At 69.7% G+C, this 22,394-nt stretch carries 17 protein-coding genes; 6 read left to right on the top strand and 11 right to left on the bottom strand.

What is annotated here, in order from left to right; translation table 11 throughout:
* Positions 1 to 26: 26 nt before the first annotated feature.
* Positions 27 to 497, bottom strand: a complete 471-nt coding sequence (rpsG, locus tag MTR79_RS03110) for a 30S ribosomal protein S7 (RefSeq protein ID WP_003998848.1) — start codon at positions 495 to 497, stop codon at positions 27 to 29.
* 2 nt (positions 498 to 499) lie between these two features.
* A complete protein-coding gene (gene rpsL / locus MTR79_RS03105) occupies positions 500 to 871 on the bottom strand; it encodes a 30S ribosomal protein S12 (protein ID WP_003948652.1) in 372 nt (123 codons plus the stop codon).
* Between the two features lie 402 nt (positions 872 to 1,273).
* On the opposite strand from rpsL, the gene MTR79_RS03100 reads away from it, so the two are divergent.
* The 6 genes from MTR79_RS03100 (at position 1,274) to MTR79_RS03075 (ending at position 8,818) form a co-directional block, all read left to right on the top strand.
* A complete protein-coding gene (locus MTR79_RS03100; protein WP_189366643.1) occupies positions 1,274 to 2,059 on the top strand; it encodes a Crp/Fnr family transcriptional regulator in 786 nt (261 codons plus the stop codon).
* Between the two features lie 308 nt (positions 2,060 to 2,367).
* Positions 2,368 to 3,246: a hypothetical protein gene (locus MTR79_RS03095; protein WP_244789085.1), complete on the top strand. Its 879-nt coding sequence runs from the start codon at positions 2,368 to 2,370 to the stop codon at positions 3,244 to 3,246.
* Positions 3,243 to 5,462: a hypothetical protein gene (locus MTR79_RS03090; protein WP_244789083.1), complete on the top strand. Its 2,220-nt coding sequence runs from the start codon at positions 3,243 to 3,245 to the stop codon at positions 5,460 to 5,462. Before MTR79_RS03095 ends, MTR79_RS03090 begins: the two co-directional genes overlap by 4 nt.
* Positions 5,463 to 5,496: 34 nt before the next feature.
* Positions 5,497 to 6,936, top strand: coding sequence for a hypothetical protein (locus MTR79_RS03085; protein ID WP_244793376.1), 1,440 nt, complete (start codon positions 5,497 to 5,499; stop codon positions 6,934 to 6,936).
* Entirely contained in the window at positions 6,933 to 7,469 is a 537-nt protein-coding gene (locus MTR79_RS03080; protein WP_244789081.1) for a Pycsar system effector family protein, read from the top strand. The genes MTR79_RS03085 and MTR79_RS03080 overlap by 4 nt, the downstream gene beginning before the upstream one ends.
* Before the next feature lie 44 nt (positions 7,470 to 7,513).
* Entirely contained in the window at positions 7,514 to 8,818 is a 1,305-nt protein-coding gene (locus MTR79_RS03075; RefSeq protein WP_244789079.1) for a M48 family metalloprotease, read from the top strand.
* Positions 8,819 to 8,830: 12 nt separating this feature from the next.
* Here MTR79_RS03075 and MTR79_RS03070 read toward each other — a convergent pair whose 3' ends face one another.
* The 9 genes from MTR79_RS03070 to nusG form a co-directional block, all read right to left on the bottom strand.
* Positions 8,831 to 9,361 (bottom strand): DUF1707 and DUF4190 domain-containing protein, encoded by a 531-nt coding sequence (locus tag MTR79_RS03070; RefSeq protein WP_189366648.1) that lies wholly within the window; start codon positions 9,359 to 9,361, stop codon positions 8,831 to 8,833.
* Between the two features lie 161 nt (positions 9,362 to 9,522).
* The gene (locus MTR79_RS03065) at positions 9,523 to 13,434 is read right to left on the bottom strand and encodes a DNA-directed RNA polymerase subunit beta' (RefSeq protein ID WP_086704426.1); all 3,912 of its coding nucleotides are present in this window, start codon (positions 13,432 to 13,434) and stop codon (positions 9,523 to 9,525) included.
* Between the two features lie 95 nt (positions 13,435 to 13,529).
* Complete coding sequence (gene rpoB / locus MTR79_RS03060; protein ID WP_048458070.1) at positions 13,530 to 17,015, bottom strand: DNA-directed RNA polymerase subunit beta; 3,486 nt, start codon at positions 17,013 to 17,015, stop codon at positions 13,530 to 13,532.
* 580 nt (positions 17,016 to 17,595) lie between these two features.
* Positions 17,596 to 17,985, bottom strand: coding sequence for a 50S ribosomal protein L7/L12 (gene rplL / locus MTR79_RS03055; protein WP_086704425.1), 390 nt, complete (start codon positions 17,983 to 17,985; stop codon positions 17,596 to 17,598).
* A gap of 114 nt (positions 17,986 to 18,099) precedes the next feature.
* Positions 18,100 to 18,630, bottom strand: coding sequence for a 50S ribosomal protein L10 (gene rplJ / locus MTR79_RS03050; RefSeq protein ID WP_024883173.1), 531 nt, complete (start codon positions 18,628 to 18,630; stop codon positions 18,100 to 18,102).
* Positions 18,631 to 18,968: 338 nt separating this feature from the next.
* A complete protein-coding gene (locus MTR79_RS03045; protein WP_086704423.1) occupies positions 18,969 to 19,901 on the bottom strand; it encodes a hypothetical protein in 933 nt (310 codons plus the stop codon).
* Between the two features lie 170 nt (positions 19,902 to 20,071).
* Complete coding sequence (gene rplA, locus MTR79_RS03040) at positions 20,072 to 20,797, bottom strand: 50S ribosomal protein L1 (protein WP_048458073.1); 726 nt, start codon at positions 20,795 to 20,797, stop codon at positions 20,072 to 20,074.
* 84 nt (positions 20,798 to 20,881) lie between these two features.
* Entirely contained in the window at positions 20,882 to 21,316 is a 435-nt protein-coding gene (gene rplK / locus MTR79_RS03035; RefSeq protein ID WP_006130605.1) for a 50S ribosomal protein L11, read from the bottom strand.
* Between the two features lie 178 nt (positions 21,317 to 21,494).
* Positions 21,495 to 22,322 carry a transcription termination/antitermination protein NusG gene (gene nusG, locus MTR79_RS03030; protein ID WP_086704422.1) on the bottom strand — a complete coding sequence of 276 codons (828 nt, stop codon included), beginning with the start codon at positions 22,320 to 22,322 and terminating at the stop codon, positions 21,495 to 21,497.
* Positions 22,323 to 22,394 lie beyond the last annotated feature (72 nt).

The raw sequence follows: 22,394 nt of genomic DNA, 5'->3' as shown, positions 1-22,394 counted from the left end.
TCTCTCGGTCTCGATGGGGTCTGCGACTACCAGCGGTAGTGCGCGAAGGCCTTGTTGGACTCGGCCATCTTGTGCGTGTCCTCACGCTTCTTCACAGCGGCGCCCAGGCCGTTGCTGGCGTCGAGGAGCTCGTTGAGCAGACGCTCGGTCATGGTCTTCTCGCGACGGGCGCGGGAGTAACCGACCAGCCAGCGCAGCGCCAGCGTGTTGGCACGGCCGGGCTTGACCTCGACCGGGACCTGGTAGGTGGCACCACCGACACGGCGGGACTTGACCTCGAGGGTCGGCTTGATGTTCTCGAGAGCGCGCTTCAGCGTGATGACCGGGTCGTTGCCGGTCTTCTCGCGCAGGCCCTCCATGGCGCCGTAGACGATGCGCTCGGCGGTGGAGCGCTTGCCGTTCAGCAGCACCTTGTTGATCAGGGAGGTCACCAGAGGGGAGCCGTAAACCGGGTCGATGATGACCGGGCGCTTCGGGGCGGGGCCCTTACGAGGCATTCTTACTTCTCCTTCTTGGCGCCGTAACGGCTGCGAGCCTGCTTGCGGTTCTTGACACCCTGGGTGTCGAGGGAACCGCGGATGATCTTGTAACGAACACCCGGCAGGTCCTTCACACGGCCGCCGCGCACGAGCACGATGGAGTGCTCCTGCAGGTTGTGTCCCTCACCCGGAATGTAGGCGGTGACCTCGATCCCGCTGGTCAGACGCACACGCGCGACCTTACGCAGGGCCGAGTTCGGCTTCTTCGGGGTGGTCGTGAACACACGCGTGCAGACGCCACGGCGCTGAGGGGAACCCTCGAGTGCGGGCGTCTTGTTCTTCTCGACCTTGTCCTGCCGGCCCTTTCGGACCAGCTGCTGGATCGTAGGCACTACTTCTCCGGTTTCTGTGTGCCGATGGGTACAGCTAACCTGGAACATCTCCGACCCACGCGGTCGGGTGTGTCGAATCCGGCGGACTCCCACCGCAAGGCAGAAGGAAGCGCTGAATCGCGGTGGCCGTTTCACAGCCCCCGGTGCGGTGTGATGGCACGCACGAAGGCCAGGGCACACCCCAGGCACAAGGTCTGAGCGTACCTAGCTCATGGACTCCGGTCAAAACAAATGGAGTGGGACGCGACACGCCCGACTTCTCGCGGTTCTCCCTGACGGGACCCGCGGTTCCTTCGGCACGGTACGCGTCCGTTCGACGTGTTGGCCGGTTCACGCCCTTTACAGGCCCGGCGCTCAGTACTTTGATCCGTCCGCCGCACACGAACGGGGGGATCCAGCCTGATGACATCGGCGTCGTACGGTCCGGACGACGGTGGCCTGGAGGACAGGGTGCCGTTCCTGGCCCGTCTGGAGAACGAGGAGCGCACCGCGCTGCTCGGACTCGGCCGTGAGCTGCGCTTCGCGCCGCGCGTGGTGCTGCTGCACCAGCGCGAGCCGTCCTCCCACGTGCTGTTCCTGGTCCAAGGATGGACGAAGGTCACGGCCGCGGCCGCCAACGGCTACGAGGCGCTGCTCGCGCTGCGCGGCGCCGGCGACGTGGTCGGCGAGTCCGCCGCGCTGACCGGGCGGCCGCGATCGGCGACGGTGACCGCGCTGGAGCCGGTCCGGGCGGTGGCCGTGGAGCACGCGCGGTTCAAGGAGTTCCTGGGCCGGTCGCCCGCCGCGTCCTTCGCGCTCCTCGGCCTCACCGCGGACCGCACCCGGGCGGCGGACCGGCGGCGGCTGGAGTTCGCGTCGATGAGCGTACGTCAGCGGTTCGCCGTGCTGCTGCTGGACCTGGCCCGCAGCCACGGCCGCCGTACGCCTGACGGCGTCGAGCTGGCCGTGCCGCTGAGCAAGCAGGAGCTGGCGGGGTCGGTGGGGGCGTCTCGGGAGATGGTGCAGAAGCTGCTGCGCGAGCTCAGGCAGAAAGACGCGGTGTCCACGGGGCGGCGCACCCTGCTGGTCCGCCGGCCCGACGTTCTTCGGCGCATCGCCACCACCGACCAGGCCGCCCCGGCGATTCCGTCGCCCCCGCGGGCTTGGGTCGCCGACACGGCGGCCAACGAGGGCGACGCGGGGCTCTGACCTGCCGGTCCGCCCCCGTCCGGCGGGAGGCGGCAGAGTCGGTTGCACCTGCCGGTCCGCGGCGGCTGAGCGCGCGGTTCCCCGCGCCCCCTCAGGGCCGCACCACCGCCGCCGTCTGCGGGCAGTCGTGCCGCAAGGCGGCACGGGTGGGCGCGGACGGCACCCCCCAGCAGCCCGTCCCCGCCCCTTCGAGGCGCGCTTCTGTGTACGCGTACACAGTTTCTGTGGGTCATACGCCCTCACGCCCCACCCCCCGCTCACGCCACTCTGCTGCCCTGCGCGACCACCCCATCCCCCGAAGGGCGACCATGACCCACCCCGTGAGCCGCACGATCCTGTTGCTGGACATCGAGAGGTTCAGCGACCGGGACGACGTCGAGCAGGCGTATCTGCGGCGCATGCTGTACGACGTCACCGACCGGGCGCTGGAGACCGCCGGCATCGACGAGACGCTGCGCACGCGCGCCGACCGCGGCGACTCCGTGATGGAGCTGATCGACGCGAACGCCCCGGTCACCGCGCTGCTGCGGGCGCTGCTCACCGAGGTCCCCGTGCAGTTGCGCGCCTTGAACCGCATGGCGTCGCGCTCGGCGCAGATGCGGCTCCGCGGCGTCGTCGCCGGCGGATACGTGGCCGTCGACGACCTCGACGGCTGGGTCGGCTCCGACCTGAACCACGCCTGCCGCCTGCTGGACGCCGCCCTCCTGCGCGCGGCCCTGCGCGAGCGCCCCGACGACTTCGCCCTGTGCGTCTCGGACTCCGTGTACCAGGGCGTCGTACGCCACGACCACCCGGGCGTCCCGGCCGCCGACTTCCACCAGGTGACGGTGGGCACGAAGAACGGCCCGCTGACGGCGTGGCTGCACGGCCCCGTGCCGCCGGCCGGGGAGGACCACGGTGAGCGGGGGGCGGGGGAGGCGCCGGGCGGATCGGGGGACCGCCCGGCGCCGGCCGCCCCGGCCGCCCCGGAGACCACGGGGACCACGAGGGACACGGAGGACACCCGGAACCGCCCGGCGCCGGCAGCACATCGGGGAGCCCCGGCGCCGGGTCCGGTCCTGGACGTCAACGGCGGCTCCGTGTCGTTCGGCGGCGGCTACGTCGCGGGCGACCAGCACGGCGTCTCCGGCGGCCGGGTCACCGGAGACGTGGTCATGGGCAGCAAGACGGACGGAGACCGCTCATGACCGGCCCCGACCCGGCGGCCCCGGGGGACGCCGCCGCCCCGGACGGGACCGCCCCCGACGAGCACCCCGCGAAGGAGTCCTCCGCCGAGGAGACGGAGGAGCACGACCAGCCGCAGGACGCGTGGGCGGCCCGCCGCGACCTGGTCGACCACAGCCCCCGCACCATGAAGGTCGGCACGCACGCGGCGTTCGGCGGCGGCTACGTCACGGGCGACCAGCACGGCGTCTCCGGCGGCCGGGTCACCGGAGACGTGGTCATGGGCAGCAAGACGGTCCACCACTGGACGTTCCCCGGCCTGTCCACGGCCGCCTCCGCCTCGGGGGAGATCCCGCCCACCACCCTCACCCGGCTCGCCGCCACCTTCGTCACCGCCGACGACGCCTTCGGCGACCTGGTCGAACGGCTGCGCCGGGAGCGTGTGCTGGTGCTGTCCGGCGCCCGATTCACCGGCCGCCGCACGGCCGCCCTGATGCTGCTGCACCGGCTCGGCGCCGCCCCGGTGGTCGCCCTCGACCGCGCGACCACGCCGGGCTCCCTGGCCGAGGCCTTCACCGCACGCGACGACACGCCGGACGGCACCACGGATCGCACGGGCGCGGCCCGCGGCTACGTGCTGTGCGACCTGGAGACCCGCCGCGGCAGCGCCCTCCGCGAAACCCACCTGCTCGGCGCCGCCGACCGCCTCGCCGAGCGGAACGCGTACGCGGTGATCACCGTCGGACCGACCGCCGTCCTGGAGGACGACGTGTTCCCCTTCGTGTGGCGGCCGCCCGCGACCGAGGACGTGCTCGCCGCGCACCTGCGGGTCCGCGCCGGCGAGGACGCCGTACCGCGCCTGCTGGGGCTGCCGGCGGTCAAGGAGTTCCTCGACCACGGCCATCAACCGCGCGAGGTCGCCGCCTTCGCCCAACTGCTCGGCCGGTATGCCGAGGGCGGGGCCACCGAGCAGGAGGTCGCCTCCTTCTCGCTGGTGTCGCTGGAGAACCAGGTCCGCGAGTGGTTCGAGGAGGACGAGACCACCGTCCACCTGCGGGACAAGGCGTTCCTGATCGCGCTCGCCGCGTTCGACGACGGCCCCTACGCGCTCACCGCCGAACTCGGGGACCGGCTCTACGACTTCCTCCAGCAGACCCAGAACCGCTCCCTGGCCGCGGACATCCCGGTCTTCGGCACCCACATCGGCAAGCGCCTCCAGCTCGCCCGCGCCCGGCTGTCCGAGGGCGAGGAGCACACCGAGTGGGGACCGGTCACGCAGACGAAGGCCGCGTTCCACGACGAGCGGGCCTCGCTGGTGCTGCTGCGCGAGGTGTGGACGGGCCACCCGTCGGCGCGGCCCGCGCTGATCCAGTGGCTGCGCCGGCTCGCCGAAGACGGCCGCCCCCTGGTGCGCACCCGCGCCGCCTCGACCGTCGCCGTCCTCGCCCGTACCGACCTGCCGTCCGCGATGGCGCTGGTCATCGAGCCGTGGGCCCGGTCCAACCGGTTCCGCCACCGGCTCGTCGCCGTCAACTCGCTGACCCTGGCCCACCACATCGGCACCCCCAACGTGCCGCGCATCCTCGACACCTGGTCGGCCGCCGAGGACCGCCGGCTGCGCTGGGTGGCGGTCCGCGCGTACGCCCTGATCGGCCCCGAGCGGCCGGCCCAGGCGCTCGCCGCGCTGCGCGCCGCGGCCCGCGAGCTGTACCGGCACGCCGGCGACCCGGACGAGTTCGACGTGGAGACGGCCGGGGAGCTCGCGGAGGCCGTGGTGCTGCTGCTGCTCTCCCCCGCCTCCTCCGAGGTCCTCGACGACCTGCGCACCCACCTCGACGACGACCGCGCCGTGCACGACCTGGCCGTCGGCGGCTTCATCGGCGCCTGCGGCCGCACCCAGGACGACGAGCGCCACGGCGTCCCGCTGGTCCTCGACTGGTACGCCCGCGCCGCGACCGACGAGAACCGGGCCGCGGACGGCATCGCGCACCTGTGGCGCGAGGCGCTCGGCGACCCGCACCACACGACGAGCGCGCTCGCGGCGATGCGCGCGTGGGTCCTGGCCGCCGACCGCTCCACCGCCGTCGAATGGGCGCTCGCCGCTCTGCTGCCGAGGCTCGTCACCACACCGACGGAGTACCAGCGGCTCAGTCATCTGCTGCACACCATGCCCGGCGAGGACGGAAACCCCCCGCCGGAGGTCGCCGCCCGGTTGCTGGGCACGCTGCCGCCCCGCTGACGCCCCGACCCCACCGACGAAAGACATCCGCCCCATGCCTTCCTTCCACCGTCCGCCCGAGTGGCAGCAGCCTGCCGACCGGCACACCCGGCTGATCGACCCGGTGCTCACCGTCAGACAGCTGTCCCGCTTCGAGCTGTCCCTGAAGCACGTGGTCCGCATCGACCACGCCCTGGTCTTCTCCACCCCGAAGGGCGGTTACGAGGCCTATCCGCCGCCGGCCCGGCCCAGCCGCGGTGAGATCGCCGCCCGCCGCTACACCGCCGTGTACGAGGTGGACATGGGCGTCCACCCGTTCACCGAGACGCTCACCCTGCCCAGCGACAACGACGCCTTCGAGTTCACCGCCGAGGTGGACGTCACCTGGCAGGTGCTGGACCCGGCGCGGTTCGTGGCCTGCGGCGTCCGGGACGTGCCCGCGCTGCTCGTCGGCGAACTCCAGCAGGCGGCCCGCCCGGTGACCCGCCGCTTCGCCGTCGAGGACAGCGCGCGGGCCGAGCGGGAACTGCTGAACGCCGTCACCGTCGTCGGTCCGCTGGGCGCGCCCGCGGGGCTCCAGGTGACGTGGACGCTCCGGCTGCGCCGGGACCAGGCGAACATCGACCACCAGCGGAGGATCCAGCAGATCGGCCACTCGGCGCAGGAGCAGGTCCACGCGGCGCAGGAGGGCATGCGGGTCGACGTCGCGATGGACGAACGCCAACGGCAGCAGGACGCGCTCCAGTCCGCGCGGTCCCTGGAATACGGCCGTCAGCTGCAGGAGCTGGCCATGCAGCAGCACCGATGGCAGCACGAACAGGCGATGCTCCAGGGGGAGCAGATGCTGGAGATGCAGCAGATCGAGGCCAAGAAGATCGAGTTCTATCAGTGGCATCTCTCGCAGGGCGGGGTGCAGGCCTGGGCACTGCACCTGGCGCAGCACCCGGAGGACTCGCGCCTGGTGATGAGCAGCCTGCGCGAGGACCAGCTCCGCATGATCCAGGCACAGATGGAACTGGTGAAGGAGCTGCTGGGCGGGGAGAGCGCGGAGAAGTTCGAGCTGGAGGGGCCCAAGCAGCTCGCGCTGCGCACCGTCAGCGACATCCTCAACCAGCGGTTGCCCGGGGTACCGCAGAACCCGCCGCTGCTGCCGTCGCCGGACGAGGCCGGGACGGACGGCACCCCGCCCACGGCACCTCCCGCATCGCCCGGTGCACCCGACACCCCGTACGCACCTCCGCCTCCGCCCACGGCCTTCCCCCCGTCGTCCGGCGCGGCGTACACCCCGCCGCCCGGCCCACCTCAGACGCCGCCGCCCGGCCCGTACACCCCGCCGGCATCACCCGCGCCCACGGGCGGGGCGTACCCGCCGCCCCCGACGACTCCGGCCTGGCAGCCGCCCCCGGGCTACGGCACCACGCCGACCGCGCCTCCGCCCCAACCGCCCGCCACACCCGACCCGACAGCGCCCACGGAGAGGGAGCCGGAGTCATGACGGCCGTCGCACCGGACGCCGCCTCCCCCGCGCCCCCTTCCCCCGCCCGCGCCCAGGTGTGCGAACGCCTGCTCGCGGACCTGCGGACCGAGATCGCCCGCGCCGACAGCAAGGCGGCCGTCCTGGTCGCCGCGCTCGGCATCACCGCGGGCATGTTCAGCGGGCTGCTCGCCGGGCGGGACTGGTCACCGGACGCGCTGTCCGTCGTCGGGGCCGTGGTGTGGTGGGCCGGGACCCTGGCCCTCGCCCTGTCCCTGCCGGCGCTGCTCCTCGCCGTCCTGCCCCGCTACCGCAGCGGGAGCTGGGCGCCGGGGCAGCCCTTGTCGTACTTCGGCGACATTCGGCGGGCCGTGGAGGCGGGCCGGCTGGACACCGCGCTCGCCGACACCGAGGCCGACCCCCTGGCCGCCCTGACGACGGCGCTCACCGAGACGAGCCGGATCGCCTGGCGCAAGCACCAGTGGATCCGCGCCGGCCTGATCACCTTCTGCACCGGCACGCTCCTGCTGCCGGCCTCCCTGCTGATCGGCTGACCCACGCAAGCGGCCGCCCCCGCACGTCAACTGAAGGAAGCACCATGACCCAGCCACCGTCGATCCCGCCGGAGTACCCCGAGCCGACGGGCGGGCCCGCGCACCTTGATGCGGCCCAGGTTCCGTCGGCCCGCCCGCCCGTACCCGGGCCGCTGCAGCCGCACATCCCGCCGCAGGAACCGCCGTACCCGCAGCCCCCGCAGTACCCCACGGCCGCCGCACAGCCGCCCGCGTACCCGACGGGCCCGCAGCCCCCGCAGTACCCCGGGGCCGGCCCTGCCCCGCACCACCCCTCAACCCCTCAGCCCCAGCCTCCGTACCCTCACGCGGCTGCGGCCCCGCCGCCCCCGTACCCGCAGGCCTCCGCCGTCCCGCCGCCCGGCTCCCCGCTCCACCCGCATCACATCGACACCGCCCACCGCGGGCGCGTCCACGTCTCCAGCCGGCAGCGGCACACCGACGCCACCGCCTTCGGCAACCTGCTCCTGCATCTGCCGAACTTCCTGTGCAGCCTGGTCGTCGTCGCCCTGGTCTCGTTGGTCCTCGGTGATCTCGGCCTGCTGGTGATACTCGCCTGGCTGGCCAGCGGCGCACTCGTGTTCCACCGGCCCACCGAAAGCGCCCTCGCGCGCCATCTGCTCCGTCTGCGCTACCCCACTCCGCAGGAACGGGCCACACTCGAACCGGTCTGGCGCGAGGTCACCGCCCGCGCCGGCGTCGAGGGCCGCGCCTACGAGCTGTGGGTCGAGGACAGCGACAGCCTCAACGCGGTCGCCGCGGCCGGCCACATCGTGGGCGTGACCAGCTTCGCCCTGAACCGGTTGCCCAACGGCGAGCTGGCCGCCGTCATGGCCCACGAGCTGGGCCACCACGTCGGCGGGCACGCCTGGTCCGGGCTGCTCGGCCACTGGTACGCGCTGCCCGGCCGGATCGCCTGGCGACTGCTGCGTGCCGTCACCGGCTTCCTGTTCCATGTGTCGCGGGCGTTCTCCTGCATCGGCGTGGCCTTCTTCAGCCTCTGCGTCGGCGGCATCGCCTTCGCCACCATCAGCACCCTGTACGGCCTGCCGCTGCTGCTCCTGGGCATGCCGTACGCCCTCGCCGCCGTCGGCCGCCGCTCCGAACTGCGGGCCGACCGGCACGCGGCGGCGCTCGGATTCGCGCCGATGCTGGCTGCCGTGCTGGAGAAGCTGCACCAGCAGGAGCAGGAGCAGGAGCGGCTCGCCGCGGCCGGGCAGGGCGGCGGCGCGCAGCCTAAGGAAACGGCCGCGAGCAGGCTGCTGTCCTCGCACCCGGACTACCACACCCGGCTGTACCACCTTCAGGAGTACCTCCAGCCGGCACGCTGAGGCCGAGGCGGCTCAGCCCGACGTCGCCGACACCGCCAGCAGCCCGAACAGCCCCAGGAAGACCAGCCACCCCGCCACCGACAGCCATCCCAGCACCAGCCCCGTCAGGGCCATGCCGTCGCCCGCCTCGCCGGTGCGGCGTATCTCCGACTGGGCCATGTGCCCGAGGATCACGGCCGGGAGGCCGGTGAGGCCGCCGGTGGCCACGCACAGCACCCCGCACACCATGGACGCCAGCGCCTTGCCGTTGGTGCGGGGCTGCGGGCGGGGCAGGAAGGCCGGCGGGACCGGGCCGTGGGGTGTCATCGGCTGGGGCGCAGGGCCCTGCGGCAGGTCGGCCACCAGGAGGGACAGCTCCCCCACGGTCCGGGCCGAGTAGGCGCGCGCCACCCGCTTCTCGAACTCCGGGTGGTCCAGGCGGCCCTCCCCGTACCCCGCGCGCAGCACGTCCACCGCGCGCTCGCGGTCCGCGTGGGAGGCCAGCATCGACGGTGCGCCGGGCCCCGGCAGCGAGGGACCCTGCCACGGAGTCGGATACGACACGGCTGCCTCCCCAGGGCCGGGACGGACAGTCCCAGTATGAGCGTTTCACCCACTGGAACGCAGCGCACGGGCGTGCGGTTCCACGAACGCGCCCGCGGGCGCACACGCCGAAGGGCGGTCACCCCGTACGGAGTGACCGCCCTTCGGTTCAGGCGACTCGCTTACTGGTTGTACGGACCGTAGTCGTAGTCCTCCAGCGGAACGGCCTGGCCGGAGCCGGTGCCGAACGGCGAGTAGTCGATGTCGTCGTAGCCGACGGCCGAGTACATCGCGGCCTTGGCCTCCTCGGTCGGCTCGACCCGGATGTTGCGGTAGCGGGACAGACCCGTACCGGCCGGGATGAGCTTACCGATGATGACGTTCTCCTTGAGGCCGATGAGCGAGTCGGACTTGGCGTTGATCGCCGCGTCCGTGAGGACTCGCGTCGTCTCCTGGAAGGACGCCGCCGACAGCCAGGACTCCGTGGCCAGCGAGGCCTTGGTGATACCCATGAGCTGCGGCCGGCCGGAGGCCGGGTGACCGCCCTCCTGGACCACACGACGGTTCTCGGTCTCGAACTTCGACCGCTCGACCAGCTCGCCGGGCAGCAGCTCGGCGTCGCCGGACTCGATGATCGTCACGCGGCGCAGCATCTGCCGGATGATGATCTCGATGTGCTTGTCGTGGATCGACACGCCCTGCGAGTTGTAGACCTTCTGGACCTCGCCGACCAGGTGGACCTGGACGGCACGCTGACCCAGGATGCGCAGCACGTCGTGCGGGTTGGTGGCACCCACGGTGAGCTGCTGGCCCACCTCGACGTGCTCGCCCTCGGAGACCAGGACCTTGGCGCGCTTCGAGATCGGGTACGCCGTCTCGTCGCTGCCGTCGTCCGGGGTGACGACGAGCTTCTTCGTCTTCTCCGTCTCCTCGATCCGCACGCGGCCGGAGGCCTCGGAGATCGGGGCGACACCCTTCGGGGTACGGGCCTCGAAGAGCTCGACGACACGCGGCAGACCCTGGGTGATGTCGTCACCGGCCACACCACCGGTGTGGAAGGTACGCATCGTCAGCTGGGTGCCGGGCTCACCGATGGACTGGGCGGCGATGATGCCGACCGCCTCACCGATGTCGACCAGCTTGCCCGTGGCCAGCGAACGGCCGTAGCACATCGCGCAGGTGCCGACGGCGGACTCGCAGGTCAGGACCGAGCGGGTCTTGACCTCCTCGACGCCGCGCTGGACGAGCTCCTCGATGAGGACGTCGCCCAGGTCGGTGCCGGCCGGGGCCAGCACCTGCCCGTCGACGACGATGTCCTCGGCGAGGCAGCGCGCGTACACGGACGTCTCGACGTCGCCCTCCTTGCGGAGCACTCCGTCCGCGTCCCGGCTCGCGATCTTGAGACGCAGACCGCGGTCGGTGCCGCAGTCCTCCTCGCGGATGATGACGTCCTGGGAGACGTCGACCAGACGACGGGTGAGGTAACCCGAGTCGGCGGTACGCAGAGCGGTGTCCGCCAGACCCTTACGGGCACCGTGCGTGGAGATGAAGTACTCCAGCACGGACAGGCCCTCACGGAACGACGCCTTGATCGGACGCGGGATGGTCTCGTTCTTCGCGTTCGACACCAGACCACGCATACCGGCAATCTGACGCATCTGCATCATGTTGCCTCGTGCACCCGAGTTCACCATCATGAAGATCGGGTTGGTCTTCGGGAAGTTGTCGTTCATCGCCTCGGCGACCTCGTTGGTCGCCTTGGTCCAGATGTTGATGAGCTCCTGCGTGCGCTCGTCCTTGGTGATCAGACCGCGCTCGTACTGCTTCTGGACCTTCTCGTCCTGCGCCTCGTAGCCCTTGACGATCTCCTTCTTCGCCTCGGGAACGACGACGTCGGAGATGGCCACGGTGACGCCGGAACGGGTCGCCCAGTAGAAGCCGGCCGCCTTCAGGTTGTCGAGCGTCGCCGCCACGATGACCTTCGGGTAGCGCTCGGCGAGGTCGTTGACGATCTCGGAGAGCTGCTTCTTGCCGACCTCGTAGTCGACGAACGGGTAGTCCTCGGGCAGCAGCTCGTTGAAGAGCGCCCGGCCCAGGGTGGTGGTCAGGCGGAACGGGTCCCCCTGCTGCCACTCCGCGCCGCCCTCGGTCTCGCCGTCCTCGCCCACCGGCGGGGTCCAGCCGCGCGGCGGGATGGTGCCGACCGGGAAGCGGATGTCGATCTTCGACTGGAGCGAGAGCTCGCCCGCGTCGAAGGCCATGATCGCCTCCGCGACCGAGGCGAAGGAACGGCCCTCGCCCTTGAGGTCACGCATCTCGCCGTCGGTGGTGAGGAAGAACAGACCGAGGACCATGTCCTGGGTCGGCATCGTCACCGGGCGGCCGTCGGCCGGCTTGAGGATGTTGTTCGAGGACAGCATCAGGATGCGGGCCTCGGCCTGCGCCTCCGCGGAGAGCGGCAGGTGCACGGCCATCTGGTCACCGTCGAAGTCCGCGTTGAACGCGGTGCAGACGAGCGGGTGGATCTGGATGGCCTTGCCCTCGACCAGCTGCGGCTCGAAGGCCTGGATGCCGAGGCGGTGCAGCGTGGGCGCACGGTTCAGCAGGACCGGGTGCTCCGCGATGACCTCTTCCAGCACGTCGTACACGACCGTGCGGCCGCGCTCGACCATGCGCTTGGCCGACTTGATGTTCTGCGCGTGGTTCAGGTCGACCAGGCGCTTCATCACGAACGGCTTGAAGAGCTCCAGCGCCATGGCCTTGGGCAGACCGCACTGGTGCAGCTTCAGCTGCGGGCCGACGACGATGACGGAACGCGCCGAGTAGTCGACTCGCTTACCGAGCAGGTTCTGACGGAAGCGGCCCTGCTTGCCCTTCAGCATGTCGCTGAGGGACTTCAGCGGGCGGTTGCCCGGACCGGTGACCGGACGGCCACGACGGCCGTTGTCGAACAGCGCGTCCACGGCCTCCTGGAGCATGCGCTTCTCGTTGTTCACGATGATCTCGGGCGCGCCGAGGTCGAGAAGCCGCTTCAGGCGGTTGTTGCGGTTGATGACGCGGCGGTACAGGTCGTTCAGGTCGGAGGTCGCGAAGCGGCCACCGTCCAGCTGCACCATCGGACGCAGGTCCGGCGGGATGACCGGGACGCAGTCCAGGACCATGCCCTTGGGGCTGTTGGAGGTCTGCAGGAACGCGGAGACGACCTTCAGCCGCTTCAGGGCGCGGGTCTTCTTCTGACCCTTGCCGGTGCGGATGATCTCGCGGAGCTTCTCGGCCTCCTCGTCGAGGTCGAAGGACTCCAGGCGCTTCTGCAGCGCCGCGGCGCCCATCGAGCCGTCGAAGTACGTGCCGAAGCGGTCACGCAGCTCGCGGTAGAGCAGCTCGTCGCCCTCGAGGTCCTGGACCTTGAGGTTCTTGAACCGGTTCCACACCTCGTCGAGGCGGTCGATCTCACGCTGCGCGCGGTCGCGCAGCTGCTTCATCTCACGCTCGGCGCCCTCGCGCACCTTGCGGCGCACGTCGGCCTTGGCGCCCTCGGCCTCCAGCTCGGCCAGGTCGGTCTCGAGCTTCTTGGCGCGGGCCTCCAGGTCGGCGTCCCGGCGGTTCTCGATCTGCTGACGCTCGACGGAGACGTGGGCCTCCAGCGACGGCAGGTCGCGGGTGCGGCGCTCCTCGTCCACGTACGTGATCATGTACGCGGCGAAGTAGATGACCTTCTCGAGGTCCTTCGGGGCCAGGTCGAGCAGGTAGCCCAGCCGGCTCGGGACACCCTTGAAGTACCAGATGTGCGTGACGGGCGCGGCGAGCTCGATGTGGCCCATCCGCTCACGGCGCACCTTGGCACGGGTGACCTCGACGCCGCAGCGCTCGCAGATGATGCCCTTGAAGCGGACACGCTTGTACTTGCCGCAGTAGCACTCCCAGTCCCGGGTGGGACCGAAGATCTTCTCGCAGAAGAGCCCGTCCTTTTCCGGCTTGAGCGTGCGGTAGTTGATCGTCTCGGGCTTCTTGACCTCGCCGTGGCTCCACTGACGGATGTCGTCAGCGGTGGCCAGGCCGATCCGGAGCTCGTCGAAGAAGTTGACGTCGAGCACTATGCGTCAATCCCTCTCAGGGTCGTAAGTCTTTGGGTCTGATACGGGGGTCCTGGGGCGGGCGGCCAGGGGTTCACCGGGCCGCCCCACTCCCGTCAGACCTCTTCGACGCTGCTCGGCTCGCGCCGGGACAGGTCGATGCCGAGCTCCTCCGCAGCGCGGAAGACGTCCTCGTCGGTGTCGCGCATCTCGATGGACATACCGTCGCTGGACAGCACCTCCACGTTCAGGCACAGGGACTGCATCTCCTTGATGAGCACCTTGAAGGACTCGGGGATGCCGGGCTCGGGGATGTTCTCGCCCTTGACGATGGCCTCGTAGACCTTCACGCGGCCGGTGACGTCGTCGGACTTGATGGTCAGCAGCTCCTGGAGCGCGTAGGCGGCGCCGTACGCCTCGAGTGCCCACACCTCCATCTCGCCGAACCGCTGGCCACCGAACTGAGCCTTACCGCCCAGCGGCTGCTGGGTGATCATGGAGTACGGACCGGTCGAGCGGGCGTGCAGCTTGTCGTCGACCAGGTGGTGCAGCTTCAGGATGTACATGTAGCCGACCGAGATCGGGTCCGGGAACGGCTCACCCGAGCGGCCGTCGAACAGCCGCGCCTTGCCGGACGGCAGGACCATGCGGTCGCCGTCGCGGTTCGGGACGGTGTGCTCCAGCAGACCGGCGAGCTCGTCCTCGCGGGCGCCGTCGAAGACCGGGGTGGCCACGTTGGTACGGGGCTCCACGCGGTCCGCGCCGATCGCCTGCAGGCGCTGCGCCCACTCGTCGGCGAGGCCGGAGACGTCCCAGCCCTGGCTGGCGAGCCAGCCGAGGTGGATCTCCAGAACCTGTCCCGGGTTCATTCGGGACGGCACACCGAGCGGGTTGAGGATGATGTCGACCGGGGTCCCGTCCTCGAGGAACGGCATGTCCTCGATGGGCAGGATCTTGGAGATGACGCCCTTGTTGCCGTGGCGGCCGGCGAGCTTGTCACCGTCGGTGATCTTGCGCTTCTGCGCGACGTAGACGCGCACCAGCTGGTTCACACCGGGGGGAAGCTCGTCGCCCTCCTCGCGGTCGAAGACGCGGACGCCGATGACCTTGCCGGTCTCGCCGTGCGGCACCTTCAGCGAGGTGTCACGGACCTCACGGGCCTTCTCACCGAAGATCGCGCGCAGCAGGCGCTCCTCGGGGGTCAGCTCGGTCTCACCCTTCGGGGTCACCTTGCCGACGAGGATGTCGCCGGCGATGACCTCGGCGCCGATGCGGATGATGCCGCGCTCGTCGAGGTCGGCGAGGACCTCCTCGGAGACGTTCGGGATGTCCCGGGTGATCTCCTCGGGGCCGAGCTTGGTGTCACGGGCGTCGACCTCGTGCTCCTCGATGTGGATCGAGGAGAGGACGTCGTCCTGCACGAGGCGCTGCGACAGGATGATCGCGTCCTCGTAGTTGTGACCCTCCCACGGCATGAACGCCACGAGCAGGTTCTTGCCGAGCGCCATCTCGCCGTTCTGGGTGGCCGGACCGTCGGCGAGGACCTGGCCCTCGATGATCCGGTCGCCCTCGGCGACGATGACCTTCTGGTTGACCGAGGTGCCCTGGTTGGAGCGGGAGAACTTGGCCAGGCGGTACGTGATGTACGTGCCGTCGTCGTTGGCCGTGGTGATGTAGTCCGCGGAGACCTCCTGGACCACACCCGCCTTCTCCGCCTTGACCACGTCGCCGGCGTCGACGGCGGAGCGGTACTCCATGCCGGTGCCGACGAGCGGGGACTCGGACTTGATCAGCGGCACGGCCTGACGCATCATGTTCGCGCCCATGAGGGCACGGTTGGCGTCGTCGTGCTCGAGGAACGGGATCATGGCGGTCGCGACCGACACCATCTGGCGCGGCGAGACGTCCATGTAGTCGACCTCGTCGCCGGGGACGTAGTCGACCTCGCCGCCGCGGCGGCGGACCAGGATGCGGTTCTCGACGAAGCGCATGTCGTCGCCGAGCGGCGCGTTGGCCTGGGCGATGACGAAGCGGTCCTCCTCGTCGGCGGTCAGGTAGTCGACCTCGTCGGTGACCTGGCCGTCGACGACCTTGCGGTACGGCGTCTCGATGAAGCCGAACGGGTTGATCCGCCCGTAGGAGGCGAGCGAACCGATCAGACCGATGTTCGGGCCTTCGGGCGTCTCGATCGGGCACATGCGGCCGTAGTGCGAGGGGTGCACGTCACGGACCTCGAAGCCGGCCCGCTCACGGGAGAGGCCACCCGGGCCGAGGGCGTTCAGACGACGCTTGTGCGTCAGCCCCGACAGCGGGTTGTTCTGGTCCATGAACTGGGACAGCTGGCTGGTGCCGAAGAACTCCTTGATGGAGGCGACGACCGGCCGGATGTTGATCAGGGTCTGCGGCGTGATCGCCTCGACGTCCTGGGTGGTCATGCGCTCGCGCACGACGCGCTCCATACGGGCGAGACCCGTACGGACCTGGTTCTGGATCAGCTCGCCGACGTTGCGGATGCGGCGGTTGCCGAAGTGGTCGATGTCGTCGGTCTCGACGATGATCGAGCGGCCCGACTCGCCGACCGTCTCGGTCTCACCGGCGTGCAGCTTCACCAGGTACTTGATGGTGGCGATGATGTCGTCGGTGGTGAGCACGCCGGCGTCCAGCGGCTCGTCCCCGCCGAGCTTCTTGTTCACCTTGTAGCGGCCGACCTTGGCGAGGTCGTAGCGCTTGGGGTTGAAGTAGAGGTTCTCGAGCAGCGTCTGCGCGGCCTCACGCGTGGGGGGCTCGCCCGGACGCAGCTTGCGGTAGATGTCGAGCAGCGCGTCGTCCTGGCCCTGGGTGTGGTCCTTCTCCAGGGTGGCGCGCATGGACTCGTACTCGCCGAACTCCTCGAGGATCTGCTCGGTGGTCCAGCCGAGCGCCTTCAGGAGGACGGTGACGGACTGCTTGCGCTTGCGGTCGATGCGCACACCGACCATGTCGCGCTTGTCGATCTCCATCTCCAGCCAGGCGCCCCGGGACGGGATGATCTTGGCGGAGAAGATGTCCTTGTCGGACGTCTTGTCGATGGAGGAGTCGAAGTAGACGCCGGGCGAGCGCACCAGCTGGGACACCACGACACGCTCGGTGCCGTTGATGACGAAGGTGCCCTTGTTCGTCATGAGCGGGAAGTCGCCCATGAAGACGGTCTGGGACTTGATCTCGCCGGTCTCGTTGTTGGTGAACTCGGCCGTGACGAAGAGCGGGGCGGCGTACGTGAAGTCGCGCTCCTTGCACTCGTCGATGGAGTTCTTCGGCGGCTCGAAGCGGTGGTCGCGGAAGGTCAGCGACATCGACCCGGAGAAGTCCTCGATCGGGGAGATCTCTTCGAAGATCTCCTCCAGACCGGACTTGGTGGGGACGTCGTGCCCGTTCTCGAGAGCCTCCTCGACGCGAGCCTTCCACGCGTCGTTGCCGAGCAGCCAGTCAAAGCTCTCGGTCTGCAGCGCGAGAAGGTTCGGAACCTCGAGGGGCTCCTTGATCTTTGCAAAGGAGATGCGCAGCGGGGCGGTGCTGGCGCCGTTGTTCGTATTCGCGGTCGAGGCGTTGCGCGAGGCGGCCAAGAGGGGGTCCTTCCGAGGGCTCGGACTCACTACGCGCGTGCCGGCCCCCCACTGGGCGCAGAGACGGACATTCCAGGTCGGAAGTGATCCGGTCGTCCATGCTCGAGTGAGGGCATGCCCCTGGTGACGGGCAGGGGACAGCTAACAGGCAGCGCAAAGGGTCAGTGTAGCCACTTGGCACACTGATGTCCAGTGCGGTGTACGAGACCGGTTGGAGGCCCTCGTTGTCATCAACTCCTGCGGCAAGGCGCTGCCCTCAACGCACGGTGATACTGCCCTCTTTGCCGTCGATCCATGCCTCGGATTCGGATCCTTGTGACGACGCGTCCTGAGAATTGCGCGCTGCGTGCGGTTCGTCAAGGCCCCCCTTGCCCGAACCGCCGCCGTCCGGCTCATCTCCGCGGCCCCTCGGAGGCACAACGAAGATCACCATACCCCCCGCCGTCCCGGGTGCAAGGCAGCCGCCGCCGACCCCCCGGTACGCCGAAGAGCGACCACCCGGATGGATGATCGCTCCTCGGCACTTTGGCGTTACACGCCTCTCGAGGCGCGTGACGGATCCCTGCGGACCCGGAAGGTCTTACTTGACCTCGACGGAGGCGCCGGCGCCCTCGAGGGCCTCCTTGGCCTTGTCGGCGGCTTCCTTGTTGACCTTCTCGAGGACCGGCTTCGGGGTGCCGTCGACGAGGTCCTTGGCCTCCTTCAGACCCAGGGAGGTCAGCTCGCGCACGACCTTGATGACCTGGATCTTCTTCTCGCCGGCGCCGGTGAGGACGACGTCGAACTCGTCCTTCTCCTCGGCGGCCTCGGCGGCGGCGCCACCGGCGGCACCACCGGCGACGACGACCGGGGCGGCCGCGGCGGCGGTGACGTCGAACTTCTCCTCGAAGGCCTTCACGAACTCGGAGAGCTCGATGAGGGTCATCTCCTCGAACTGCGCGAGCAGGTCTTCCTGGCTGAGCTTCGCCATGATGGCGGTCCTTCCACTAAATCGGCAGGTGCCGGGTGTACTGGGTGAGGCGGGCGTTACTCGGGCCCGCATCGGTCCTCACCTCATGCGGCGAGGACCGGAAAGCGAGCCGAATTACTCGGCACCGCCCTGCTCGTCCTGCTTGGCACGGAGCGCGTCCACGGTGCGGACGAGCTTCGACGGCAGCGCCTGGAAGACGGAGGCAGCCTGGGACTGCTTCGCCTTGAAGGCACCGGCCAGCTTGGAGAGCAGCACCTCGCGGGACTCGAGGTCCGCGAGCTTCTTGATCTCGTCGGCGGACATCGCCTTGCCGTCAAGGACACCGCCCTTGATGACGAGATTCGGGTTCTCCTTGGCGAAGTCACGAAGACCCTTCGCCGACTCCACCGGGTCACCGGTGACGAAGGCGACCGCCGTCGGGCCAGCGAAGAGCTGGTCGTCGAGCGTGATCCCGGCCTCGTTGGCCGCAATCTTGGTCAGCGTGTTCTTCACCACGGCGTACTGGGCGTTCTCACCGAGCGAACGACGCAGCGTCTTGAGCTGCGCCACGGTGAGACCGCGGTACTCGGTCAGCACGGCGGCGTTGGAGCTGCGGAACTTGTCCGTCAGCTCGGCAACCGCGGCAGCCTTGTCGGGCCTCGCCATAGAGCCTCGGCCTCCTTCCGGGTGATTCGGACCGCGCGGACCCGAAGGAGGACTGGGGAAAACGAAACGCCCCGGGCGCAGGCGCACGGGGCGAAGCTCGACCGGATCTCCCCGCCTCGCGGCGGCGGCTCTCCGGGAACTCTTCCACTGTCACCTGCGCGGGTCGTCCGCAGTTCAGCGGATCCTTCGGCCACCGCACCCTCTTACGAGCGCACGGCAACGACCAGCGGTCTTTGGCTTCCTCGGAAGAGTACGTGACCGGATCGGCGTCAGGCAAATCGGCCGATCGGGGGCTCCCGGCGCCGGGTGTGAAGCGTTCGGGAGCCCCCGTCGGGAAGCTAGGCGGCCGAGCCGGCGCCCAGCGACTCGAGGTCCTTGAGCATCTGCACGAAGTCGAAGGTCTCACCGGCCGGCGGGGCCTCGACCTCGGCCTTGGCCCCGTAGTCCGAGAAGTGGGAGGTCATCTTCATCGTGCCCTGCGCCATGGTCATGCCGACGACCATCTTGACCGGGAGGTCGTCCTCGTTGACCCAGATCTCGGTGTCGAAGCCCTTCATGCCCGACTTCTCGGCCGTGGCGACGAGCTCGTCCCGCTCCTCCTTCGAGAGCAGGTCGAAGGAGGTGTTGGCGTCGATCATCTCCTTGAAGCTGAGCGTGCCCTTGTAGTGCTGTGCCTCCACGCCGTCGACCTTCTCGGGGCCCACGTGCTTCAGGCTCGGCGACTCCAGCAGCAGGGCGAGCTGCTGCGCCGGGTCCTGGTTCATGTTCTCCAGGCCGCCGGTCATCTGCTTCTGGACCTCCGGGTCGCCCGACGCGTCGGCGAGGGCCTTGAAGTCCATCTTCATCCAGCGCTTGCCGTCCATCTCCGCGGCCTGCTCCGTGCCCATGTCCACGTACATGACGCCGTCGAGCATGATCATGCGCATCTGCTCGGGCGTCCCGGGGCCGGCGGCGGCGAATCCGGAGCCCTTCATGGTGACGTCCATGACCGCCGGGTCCCACCCCTGCACCCCGGACATCTCCACGGTGCCGCTCTCCGCGGCGGTCCCGGACGTCTGCACGGTCATCCGGATCTTGGAGGACTTCGCCTCCGAGGTCTTCTTGAAGGCGGCCTGGAGCACCTCTGCCGCCTCCTCCCGCGTCTGCGCCTTGGCGGAGGCGCCGGCCTTCTTGCTGCCCCCGTCGTCGCCGTCCTGGCACCCCGCCAGGCCCACGACGACCGCCGCGGCCGTCAGACAGACACCCGCGCGCTTCCATGCGGCCATGACCATCGGATTCCCCACCCCTGCTGTCTCGCTGTGCTGCGTGTGTGATTCCTGTGCACGGTAACCCACCGCACCGACACAGACGTACGAAAAAACCCGCCCCCGCGCCCGAGTTGGGCGCGAGGACGGGTTCTGTCACGCGTGCGCGAGTCCGGCCGTCGGCCGGCTCACCCGGCTCAGACGGCGGCCGGGTCCTCCTCGACGAGGAGGTTGCGGGTGCGGTTCGGGTCGAGCGGGATGCCCGGGCCCATCGTGGTGCTGAGGGCGGCCTTCTTGATGTAGCGGCCCTTGGCGGCGGACGGCTTCAGACGGAGGATCTCCTCCAGGGCCGCGCCGTAGTTCTCCACCAGCTTGGTGTCGTCGAACGACGTCTTGCCGATGATGAAGTGCAGGTTCGCGTGCTTGTCGACACGGAACTCGATCTTGCCGCCCTTGATGTCGTTGACAGCCTTGACGACGTCCGGGGTCACAGTGCCGGTCTTCGGGTTCGGCATCAGACCACGGGGACCGAGCACGCGGCCGAGGCGGCCGACCTTGCCCATGAGGTCCGGGGTGGCGACGACGGCGTCGAAGTCCAGACGGCCCTTCGACACCTCGTCGATCAGCTCGTCGGCGCCGACGATGTCGGCGCCCGCGGCACGCGCTGCCTCGGCACGGTCACCGGTCGCGAAGACCAGGACCCGGGCGGTCTTACCGGTGCCGTGCGGGAGGTTCACGGTGCCACGGACCATCTGGTCGGCCTTGCGCGGGTCGACACCCAGACGGAAGGCGACCTCGACGGTGCCGTCGAACTTGGTCGTGGACGTCTCCTTGGCGAGACGGACGGCCTCGAGCGGGGCGTACTGCTTCTCCCGGTCGATCTTGGCGTCCGCAGCGCGGAGAGACTTGCTGCGCTTGCTCACTGAAAGCTCCTGTGCGTTCGAGGAGTCGTGGTCCGGGCCGAGCAGGCCCTGCCACTACTGCGTTGGCTTACGGGGGGGTGGAGGTCAGCCCTCGACCGTGACGCCCATGGAACGGGCGGTGCCGGCGATGATCTTCTCGGCGGCGTCCAGGTCGTTGGCGTTGAGGTCGGGCATCTTGGTGGTGGCGATCTCACGGACCTGGTCGCGCGTGATCTTCGCGACCTTGGTCTTGTGCGGCTCGCCGGAGCCCTTCTCCACGCCCGCGGCCTTGAGGATCATCTTCGCGGCCGGCGGGGTCTTCGTGATGAAGGTGAAGGAACGGTCCTCGTAGACCGTGATCTCCACCGGGATGACCCAACCGCGCTGCGACTCGGTCGCGGCGTTGTAGGCCTTGCAGAACTCCATGATGTTCACGCCGTGCTGACCCAGCGCGGGGCCGACCGGCGGGGCCGGGTTCGCGGCACCGGCCTGGATCTGGAGCTTGATGAGCCCCGTGACCTTCTTCTTCTTGGGAGGCATGGCTCTCCGGGTCCTTTCGAATTCGGGTCCTGCCCGGGTCCCGGAAAAGCTCCAGGACGCAGGCATACCGCACAACGATAACGGGTATGGATGCGCGGCCAAAAACCGCGCAGGTCAGACAAACGCGCGAGCGTTCGCCTGACCTGCGCGGAAGCTGTGAATCAGCCGGTCCAGAAGGCTAGTTCTTCTGGATCTGGTCGAAGGAGAGCTCGACCGGCGTCTCGCGGCCGAAGATCTCCACCAGGCCCTTGACCTTCTTGGAGTCGGGGTTGATCTCGTTGATGGTCGCCTGCAGCGTGGCGAACGGGCCGTCGGTGACGGTGACCGAGTCGCCGACCTCGAAGTCCAGCACCTGGACCTCGACCTTGCGCTGCGGAGCCGGCTTGCCCTCGGCCTCGGCGGCCTCGCGGGCGGCCTTCTCCTCGGCTTCCGGGGCGAGCATCTTGACGATCTCGTCCAGCGTCAGCGGGTACGGGTCGTAGGCGTTGCCCACGAAGCCGGTGACACCCGGGGTGTTGCGGACGACGCCCCAGGACTCGTTCGTCAGGTCCATGCGGACCAGGACGTAGCCCGGGAGCTTGTTCTGCTTGATCGTCTTGCGGTCGCCGTTCTTGATCTGGACGACCTCTTCCTGCGGCACCTCGGCCTGGAAGATGTAGTCCTCGACGTTGAGCGAGACGGCGCGCTGCTCGAGGTTGGTCTTCACGCGGTTCTCGTAGCCCGCGTAGGTGTGGATGACGTACCACTCGCCGGGGAGCGTCCGCAGTTCCTCGCGGAGCTTCTCGACCGGGTCGCGGTCGTCCTCCGGCTCGGCCTCTGCCTCTTCCGCGGCCTCGGCGGACTCGTCGTCCGCGACCTCGGCGTCGGTGGTGCCGGCAGCCTCGGCCTCGGCGGAGGCCTCGGTGTCCTCGACGTCCGCGCCCTCGACGGCGGCGAGCGCCTCCTCGGCGGACTCGGCCCCTTCGCCATGAGGCTCGACGGCGTCGTTCACGTTCGGGTCAGACACGGTGGCTGCTTCTTCCTGGATACATAGGGGTGGAACATGCGAAAGGAGCGCCGGGTACCTCGGCGCTCTTCG

This window comes from Streptomyces sp. BJ20 (assembly GCF_022869105.1).
In the GTDB taxonomy this organism is placed as follows: Bacteria; Actinomycetota; Actinomycetes; order Streptomycetales; family Streptomycetaceae; genus Streptomyces; species Streptomyces griseoincarnatus.
This window is presented reverse-complemented; position numbering and strand designations above follow the sequence as displayed.